The sequence below is a fragment of the Methanobrevibacter sp. genome, from assembly GCF_030539555.1.
GTDB lineage: Archaea > Methanobacteriota > Methanobacteria > Methanobacteriales > Methanobacteriaceae > Methanocatella.
In genome coordinates, this window is the sequence record NZ_JAUNXX010000056.1 from 666 (window position 1) to 9,512 (window position 8,847).

Here is an 8,847-nt window from a genome sequence, read left to right on the forward strand (position 1 = left end):
ACATTTAAACTTAGTAGTTATTTCATCATAATTATTTGATTTTTTATTTTCAGCCCTTTTCTTGGTTTTAGCATTGGTCTTAGTTTTATCATTTTTAATAGCTTCATTTTCATTGTTAAATATTTTATTTGCCTTTTCTAGTTTTTTACCTTTGAGTTTAATGTTTTTACATTCTTTAGAACATCTGATATAAGGTCCATAAGGTCCATTAACAATATGTTTAACTTTACCACAATCAGGACAAATTTCAATTTCATCTAATAATTCTAAGCTTGAATAAAAAGATCCTCCGCGCCATTCACATCTCCTATGAGAACAATCAAAGAATCTAACTATATCTTCTCCATCATTAGTTTTCAGGATTTTTAATAGTACATCCCCAGTTTTACATATTGGACATTTAAGATGAGTTTTAATTGAATAAACCTTTTTATTTTTCATGAACTCATCAATATCATCAATGATTTCTTCTTTATTTTCATCATGGGAAATAATTTCCAAATCATCAATGTTCTCCTCCAATTCAATAACGAATTCTGATTTATCAGTTTCCGGAACAAGTAGATAAACATTGTTTTTTGTCCTCGTAAGTGCAACATAGAATAATCTTCTCTCCTCCCCATTTGGATATTGGTCAGAATCATTGATTACAAAATTCAATAGCTTATCTTCCACCATCTGGTTTGGAAAACCAACAACATTATTTTCCAGATTAATTAAAATGACATTGTCCTTTTCAAGGCCTTTTGATTTGTGTACTGATATGAAATCAATGTTTAACTTTTTATTCTTTTTATAGATTAATTCATAATCATCTTTGTTTTTCCGTTCAAACAATCCTCCTTCTATAAAATCATTAATGTCAAAATTGTTTCTTCCAAGAATCATGATATCAGAAGAATCTTTAGAAATTTTATTTATCATAAATTCCATTGCTTTGATTTTACTTTCTTTGCTTGCATTATTGTAATAAACCAGTTTAACAGGTTTATTTGTAGAATCTTTTTTAGAATTAAGGGATTTATCGATTTGATTCGGATTTTTCTTGATGAATCTTCCAGATATATCAATCAGTTCCTGGGAGTTACGGTATGTTGTTTGTATTGTTAGCTTATCCGGATTTTCAAAATAGTTTTCAAAATTGGAAAATAATGATACGTCGCATCCTGCAAATCTGTAAATTGACTGCCAGTCATCGCCCACAACACATACCTTAGCATCGGTTTTATCCTGTATTGCCTTAACTAAATTATATCTTGTATACGAAGTGTCCTGATATTCATCAACAAGGATATATCTATAATGTTGATGAAGATTTCCTTTTTCAACTTCACGTGTGGCGTTGTTAATCATGTCATTAAAATCAATTTTTGAAATTTCATTTAGGTAACTTTCATATTGCAGATAAATTTCTTCAACAATATCTAAAAACAAGCTGGTTCTTTTTTTATCAAATTCATCCTCATTACTTTCGTTTTCTTTTTTAAATTCACTGAATTTATCCGCAGCATAATCATTTCCCTTAAACAATGATATGAATTCAGTTATTAAATCTATAAACTTATTAAATTTATTTACATCATTTCTTTCAGTAATTTTTGAAAACAGCCATTCATAATTTATTTCTTTAATTTCAACACCAGACTCTTTAAGTATTTCTTCCAGTTTTATCAGCAATCTGCCTTCAGACATGTAATAGGAATATGTTTCAAGCAAATTGGATCCATATCCTTTATGGGTTGCACGTTTCCAATATATGCCATCACGATATTCCTTTTGGCCTTCTTCATCCCGCCATAGAGCATTGCAATCCCTGTTTACTCCAAAATGTTCCAGATAAAGATCATTATCTTTTATATAGAAATCTGGAGTGTAATTATATAATTTAACATGTTCTTTGATTTCCAACAATTCAAACATGTTGCCCGAAATATCATCCATAACTATAGGATAATCTGTTATTTCACTGAAGTCTTTAAAAATCAGATTAAAGATAAACTCTTTTTGGCTTTGATAATATCTGTTATCAAATTCGAATACTTTTTCATATTCATAATCGATTTGGTGGGCAAAAAGATAATTGGAAATAATCAACTCTTCAAAGCTTCTGACAACCTCATTTCCATAAGTTCTTTTCTCATTATCTCCACCATAAAGCTGTCTTAAAGTTCTAAAATCTCTGGAAGCTTCCAAATCATACACTTCACCAAGTGTTGTTGCATCATCTTCAGTAACTGGAGAATAAAAATAATATGAATAGTAATTTACAATATCATCACGTAATCTTTCATTATCAATAACATTATTTCTAATATAATCCTTTACAAAATTATTCAGCGCATATTCATCAACACTTGAAGGCTGCTTATTGGCTTTTAGAATAGAACCTCCTAAAGAATGAAAAGTCGAGATTTCAACATCTTCAGGCAAATTCTTTCTTAAATCCTCAACAGATGCATTTGAAAATGACAAGCATAAAATTTCATTTGGAGCTATTCCTTTTTTCTCAATTAGGTATCTTACCTTTGCATTGACAGTTAATGTCTTACCGCAACCTGCACCTGCAATAATCTGTGAATTATGTTCATTTCTAACAACAGCCAATCTTTGATTTTTATCCAAGGATTTGCCCTCAATATCATCCAAGAAATCCTTATGTTCAATTAGTTCATTTTGAACATATTTTTCATTTCTAGCTCCTATTAATGACTCCATATTATTATAAACATCTAAAAAATCTTCAAAATCTATTTTTAAATAATTATCTTCTTTGATTAAAGAGTATAACTTCTTGTAGTCCTTTAACAAATCATCCTTTTGTTTGAAAGTAACATAAAAATTTGAATCCAATAGTTCATTGAAGTCATTATGGAATTGTTCTATTTCATCATAATTCTCTATGCCTGATTCAATACTTTTTATGCGTGAAAATTTCTGATTTAAATCATCATCTTTGAGAACATATTCCAAATATTCTAGTTCATATAATTTAAAAAGCTCACTATATTTATTTTTAAATTCTGATTTATCTAATTTGGATGATTTTAAATTTTTTAAATCTTCATTGTATTCCTCAATAATAATTGAAGTTCTAATAAAATTTTCTATATCCCGATTAATATCATTAATATTAATTGTCTTTTTTCCAAATAAAGATCTAATTTTATCAAGAATACTTTTATCTACTTTTTTAGAATTGATATAGTCAGATAAATCTAAAGGAGAACCACATTCCTGACAGAATTCATTTTCAGATTCATTTTTATAATAACAATTAAAACATGACTTTTCAGACATAATACTCCCTTAATGGAATTGTATTAAAATTGTTATTATATTAGTTTTGTAAATTATTTATAATTTCTTATCATTACTAAAATGATTTATCTATGCATCTATTATGAATCCATTCCCTATGTTTTCCAATAGCTACTCTTACAATAACATCAATCAAATCTGTTTCTCCCTCTTTTTTAAAATAGTAATAAGCAGGCCCTTCCAACATCTGCCTTAAATCATAGAATGGTCTTGGTTTGATTGCATCCGGATGCATCAGCCCATAATTCTTTAGGAGTTTAATGTTTTCAGTTTCATATTTCTCCAAATTGGATTTCTGGACTTTGGTAGCTACTGTTTTTTCCTTTTTTTCAAAAATTTTGGCTATTTGTGTTGAATCAATCAGTATGCTTGATTCGATTAAAAGTAGTGTTATTTCTTTTCCTTTGACTGTTATTGTTGTTGGATGTGAATTTTCAGTGTCTAGAATTAGTTTCATTTTATAGCCTCTATTATATAATATAGCTATTTTAGATATTAACTGTTTATGAGTTAATTCATAGCAGAAGAGGTTAGTGAAGAAAAAGCAATTAAAACTTCACTAACATTTTCTTTAGGAGATTAAATATGGTTTTATGCTCTGAATTTACCTTTGATGATTCTGTTAGGTGCATTCATTAACACACCTACGGAAGTAAGTATGAACAGCTTTGTATACATTGGCAATTCATCACGAATGTCCTTTCTCATGAATTCAATCAAAGGATAGAAATCATATACGTCACCGTCTGGTCCTAAAGGAGCAACAGTTGTTCCTGAAATTCTTGAGTATAATAATTTCATTCCAGGATTTTGATAGTCCATACCAATGTAGGTTTTTTCAGCTATTTCAGATCCGCCGTCACAGACTGCTGTTCCTAAAAGGTCAATATTGTCAACACCATAATATGATTTAATAGCTTCAACAGGTTCAACTTGTCTGTTGTTTGCGAACATATCGGATTTTAATGTAGTCAATGATTTGTAATTAACTGCCATACTGTTCAGGTTACAGAAGCTTCCAGCTGATTCCTTGAACTTTTCCTGAGCTTTTAAAATGGTAACTCCACTGTCATCACCAGCAGTATAGTTGTATGTTGCCACTTTAGAGTTGTTTAAAATCATGTTAATAGCTGCTTGTTCTATACTTCTTCCGATAAGTATCCCAACGTCCTGAAGCATGTCGTGAACACTGATTAGGTTGGAATCAAGCATTTGTGCTGAGACATTTAGAACTCCTCCGATTGTGTCGATGGATACGGTGTCACTGACCGGTTTTCTTACGTTCAGTTCCTGTAAAGTAGCACCCGGTGCAATGTCTTTTGCTTCCCCCAATTGTCCTTTGTCAATTATCTCATCGATATTGACTCTTTGTGACATGTAAGTATAATATTGGGAGTTTTCCTCAATTTCCTGCTTTGGAATTAATCTTGTGAATTTCATCCATTTTGCTGAAGTGTCTGCAACAATCTGCGCCATCACTTCATCTTGAACTTTAGCATCATTTCCTTTTGTCAACATTAATATCACCTTATGGCCTGCATTTTCCTGTTAGGGCAAGATGCGGTTTGTTTAATAAAACACCAACCTTGGATTGTATGAATAATTTGGTATACTGAGGTAGCTCATCGTAAATGTCCTTTCTCATGATTTCAATGATTGGATAAAAGTCAGCGATGTTCTCATCACTTGTAATTGGTGCTACAGTTGTTCCTGAAGATTTGGAATACAGTACTGTGAGTGGTGCATTTCTTATATCGAATGCAATATAATCCTTTTCACCAAGCATTGATCCGCCGTCTGCATGGGTTGTTCCTAAAAAGTCAATGTTGTCAACACCATAATAAGCCTGAATCTCTTCTATAGGCTGCACTGACTTATTTGAGATGTAAGCCAATTGTTTGATGTAACTTAATGTCCTGTAGGATTCAACCATTATTGTTAAATCTGCACCAGCGCCTGAACTTCCTTTGAATGCTTCCTGTGCTTTGATAACAAACTGTCCGAAAGCCTCCATTGTATCTTCGGTTTGTGTAGTATTGTATTTTGGAACCTTTGCTGAGCTGACAATGGTATCGTAGATATTATATTCGATTTTATTTGCAATAAGTGTTGCCACATCCGCCAATAAGTCTTCAAAAGAGATTCTGTCACTGTCAAAGACATCCTTATTAACGTTTAAAACTCCTCCGACAGTATCAATGCTGATGGTGTCGGTTACAGGTTTTCTGATATTGAGTTCTTGCAGGGATGCTCCGGGTGCCAAATCTTTTGCTTCACCGAGAAGGCCATGTTTTATAGCCTCATCCAAATTGATGTTTTGTCTAAAGTAAGTATAATAATCAGAATTCTCTTTAATTTCCTGTTTTGGGAAGAGTCTGGCTAGCCTTAATCTTTTAGCTGATTCATCAGTAATAGTTTGAGCTATTACCTCATTTTGCACTTTAGTATCATTTCCTTTGGTTATCATTTAAGCATCACCTATGTCATATGGTCTGAATACTTCAATGTAGTTGTAATCGTCTGAGCTGGCTACTGGGTGCATTGCAATGTATTCGCCGTCATCGGATTTGATAGCTCCAGTGCTTGTTAAAGCAATCCTGTCTTTAACGTTAATGTTTGATAATCCACTAGCTAATTTTAATCTGAATAAATGGCCTAATACTAAGATTGCTGTTTTTCTTTTTCCTCCAGTCATTGTTATTGGATCGTTAACTGCAATGCCCAAGATGATTTCACCTTCCGCTGCAGTGTATTTTTTAACTGTTGGTTTTCCTATATCTGAGTTAGCTGATAAAGTTACGGCGTCATCAACTTTGATTTTGTCCCCTGCATATTCATAACCTGGAGTTTCACCAGTAGGGGTTGTTACAGTGGTTGCAGTGATTGTACCTTCATCCAAAAGGAAAGTTGTGACTTCTTTTCTTTCTTCCAATAATATAATAGAATCTGCCATTAAATATGTCCTCCACTTAAATCTTTATTATGTAATTTATTATTTATAATATATAAAGATTTATATATAATGGCTACTTTTTTAAAAAGTTTAGCAAGGTTGACAATAACATTAACAGTTGATATTGACGGTTGAAAATTAGGATAATTAATTGATATTGCTTTGTTATTGTAAAATAAAGGATAGAATAGAAATAAGCCACTAAACAATAGTGATAAGGATTACTGTGAAATTCATGATGACTTATTTCTATGGAAAACAATAGGAGTAATGTCTTCAATATAATATTAGTTGGTTATGTTATAAATTATTTTCAGCATCAATAATGGATTGGTCAGCCTCACCGGACTTAATCATTTTAATAGCCAAATCAAAATATTATTTAAGTTTTTCAATGAATATTCTATATTATCACTTGTTGATTTGAATTTATCACAAAATTTATTATTGTCGTTTGAAAAAAATATTTATCTTCTCATATTTTTTCATTATATGACTGTTTGAATAATTCCATAAAGTAAGGAACTTCATCAATTTCATTAATTTGAATTTTACAATTTCCAGTTCCCCAATGCCCCACATCAGAAACATCTATTACTTTATTTAGTGGATCATTTGTTTTATCAAATTCCAAATCAATCCAAATTGTTAGATAGTTTTTTAAAATTGCAATTTCACAAACATTCTTTTTAATTACTTTAACAGCGAAATAATGCTTTAGAACAACTATTTCTAAATCATCATATTCACTAATATTTTCCTTTATTTTCTGATAAATCTCTTTTACTTTTTTAGATTTTTTCCTTAAATGACGTGACTCTTTGTATTTTTTAATTTCTTTTGTAACCTTTGTATTTTTTGGATTAAGAGTGTTAATAGATGCCTTATTTTCAGAAACATTAACTTTATCAAATAATATGGTATCATTATTAAATTTAGACACTTCCCATAACTCAAAAGCCAAATCATTAAACTCAACTGATTTAAGTTGGTAAGGTGTAAAACTCGGTGCAATAAACATTACTATAGTCTGAGACCAATCAACATCTGCCTTTTTTAGATTTGCATTTAAATTTTCGTTATATTTTAAAACAAACTCTGCTTTATTGTTTAGTAAGATTGAAAGATAGCTGTAACCTTGATCAATTACACTATAATTCTTATCTCGCTTATATTCAATAATTACAAAAGAACTGGTTTCTTTATTATATGCCAGTGTATCTATCCTTAAATTATCAACGCTGAATTCTGTTTCAACAAATTGTAAATTAAATAGCTTTTCTAAGTTTTGTTCAGTTAATTTTTGTAAATCTTTCTCATATTTGAAATTGACTTTCTTAATTGGTTCTAGATTATTATTTTTGATTTGATAAAGTGACATATTAATATATTGTTACTAATTAGGTAAATAGTTTATATTTATATTTCGACAATTAGATTAATTAATCTCTATTGGATAAATTTGAGTTTGGAGTTTACTGAAAAAAATTTAAATGAAATATATACTATTACATCAGGGCTTTCAAAATCTTCCGAGGAATTTGGATTTGGTTTCCCATTTTTATCATTTAAAACTATATTTTATAATTATTATATCAATGAAGATTTAGATGAATTAGTAAATTCTACAGAAGAAGAACAAAAAAAGCATTCAGTTAAAAAAGGAGATGTATTTCTAACAAGAACTAGTGAAACATTAGATGAACTTGGTATGAGTTGCGTTGCATTAAGAGATTATCCTAATGCTACATTTAATGGTTTTACAAAAAGGTTAAGACCAAAAAAAGATAACGTCATTTATCCATTATATGCTTGTTATTATTTTAGATCAACACTTTTTAGAAAATATGTTGATTCAATGGCAATAATGACAACTAGAGCAAGTTTAAATAATAATATTCTTTCTAGATTACCAATTATATTTCCAAATTATGAAGACCAAAAGAAAATTGGCTATTTATTGCATAATTTAGATAAAAAAATAGAATTAAATAAAGAAATAAATAATCATTTGGAAAATTTATTGATGTCTATTTTTAATAGTTGGTTTATTAATTTCGAAGTATATAATAAATCAAATGGTATGAAATTTGATGAATCCTTTGGTGATGTTCCTAGATTATGGTCTGTTGAAATGTTAGAAGATTATGTGGATTTTGTTACAGGAGTCGAACCCGGAAGTAAAAATTACCATGAGAAACCTGAAATTAATGATATTCCATTTATACGTGTTGGTGATTTGGGATCAAGGACTAATGCAGTTTTCATTGATAAATCACTCTCTAAAAATAAAATTCTTAGTTTTGATGACATTGTATTATCTTTAGATGCAACAGTGGGCATTGTTAAAATGGGATTGAAGGGAGCGTATTCTACAGGAATGCGTAAACTTCAAATAAAAAACGATGATATTAATAAACCATTTTTATATTGCTTAGTGAAATCAAAAAGAATACAAAGAATAATTGAGACTTTTGCTACTGGAACTACAATTTTACATGCTGGAAAATCAATAAAACATATGAATTTTGTTTTATCTGATAAACAGACAATGAACCAATTTGGCAAAATTGGGA

7 protein-coding genes are annotated in these 8,847 nt (G+C 29.9%); 1 reads left to right on the plus strand and 6 read right to left on the minus strand.

Annotation, left to right across the window (positions count from 1 at the left end):
* The 6 genes from Q4Q55_RS08420 to Q4Q55_RS08445 form a co-directional block, all read right to left on the minus strand.
* Positions 1 to 3,297 (minus strand): UvrD-helicase domain-containing protein (locus Q4Q55_RS08420; protein WP_303372372.1); only part of this gene is annotated, 3,297 nt, incomplete at its 3' end.
* 76 nt (positions 3,298 to 3,373) lie between these two features.
* Positions 3,374 to 3,775: a hypothetical protein gene (locus Q4Q55_RS08425; RefSeq protein ID WP_303372373.1), complete on the minus strand. Its 402-nt coding sequence runs from the start codon at positions 3,773 to 3,775 to the stop codon at positions 3,374 to 3,376.
* A 134-nt stretch (positions 3,776 to 3,909) separates the two neighbouring features.
* On the minus strand, positions 3,910 to 4,836 hold the full coding sequence (locus Q4Q55_RS08430; protein WP_303372374.1) for a hypothetical protein: 927 nt from the start codon (positions 4,834 to 4,836) through the stop codon (positions 3,910 to 3,912).
* A gap of 10 nt (positions 4,837 to 4,846) precedes the next feature.
* Entirely contained in the window at positions 4,847 to 5,785 is a 939-nt protein-coding gene (locus tag Q4Q55_RS08435) for a hypothetical protein (protein WP_303372375.1), read from the minus strand.
* Positions 5,786 to 6,271: a hypothetical protein gene (locus Q4Q55_RS08440; protein ID WP_296884745.1), complete on the minus strand. Its 486-nt coding sequence runs from the start codon at positions 6,269 to 6,271 to the stop codon at positions 5,786 to 5,788.
* 475 nt (positions 6,272 to 6,746) lie between these two features.
* Complete coding sequence (locus tag Q4Q55_RS08445; RefSeq protein ID WP_303372376.1) at positions 6,747 to 7,652, minus strand: DUF5655 domain-containing protein; 906 nt, start codon at positions 7,650 to 7,652, stop codon at positions 6,747 to 6,749.
* Between the two features lie 87 nt (positions 7,653 to 7,739).
* Between Q4Q55_RS08445 and Q4Q55_RS08450 the strand changes: the two genes are divergently transcribed.
* On the plus strand, positions 7,740 to 8,847 hold a 1,108-nt coding region (locus Q4Q55_RS08450; protein WP_303372377.1), incomplete at its 3' end, for a restriction endonuclease subunit S.

Excerpts from the sequence above, each read along its gene's own strand:
- Q4Q55_RS08425 (WP_303372373.1), bottom strand. The coding sequence starts at position 3,775 with ATGAAACTAATTCTAGACACTGAAAATTCACATCCAACAACAATAACA.
- Q4Q55_RS08430 (WP_303372374.1), bottom strand. The coding sequence starts at position 4,836 with ATGTTGACAAAAGGAAATGATGCTAAAGTTCAAGATGAAGTGATGGCG.
- Q4Q55_RS08435 (WP_303372375.1), bottom strand. The coding sequence starts at position 5,785 with ATGATAACCAAAGGAAATGATACTAAAGTGCAAAATGAGGTAATAGCT.
- Q4Q55_RS08440 (WP_296884745.1), bottom strand. The coding sequence starts at position 6,271 with ATGGCAGATTCTATTATATTATTGGAAGAAAGAAAAGAAGTCACAACT.
- Q4Q55_RS08445 (WP_303372376.1), bottom strand. The coding sequence starts at position 7,652 with ATGTCACTTTATCAAATCAAAAATAATAATCTAGAACCAATTAAGAAA.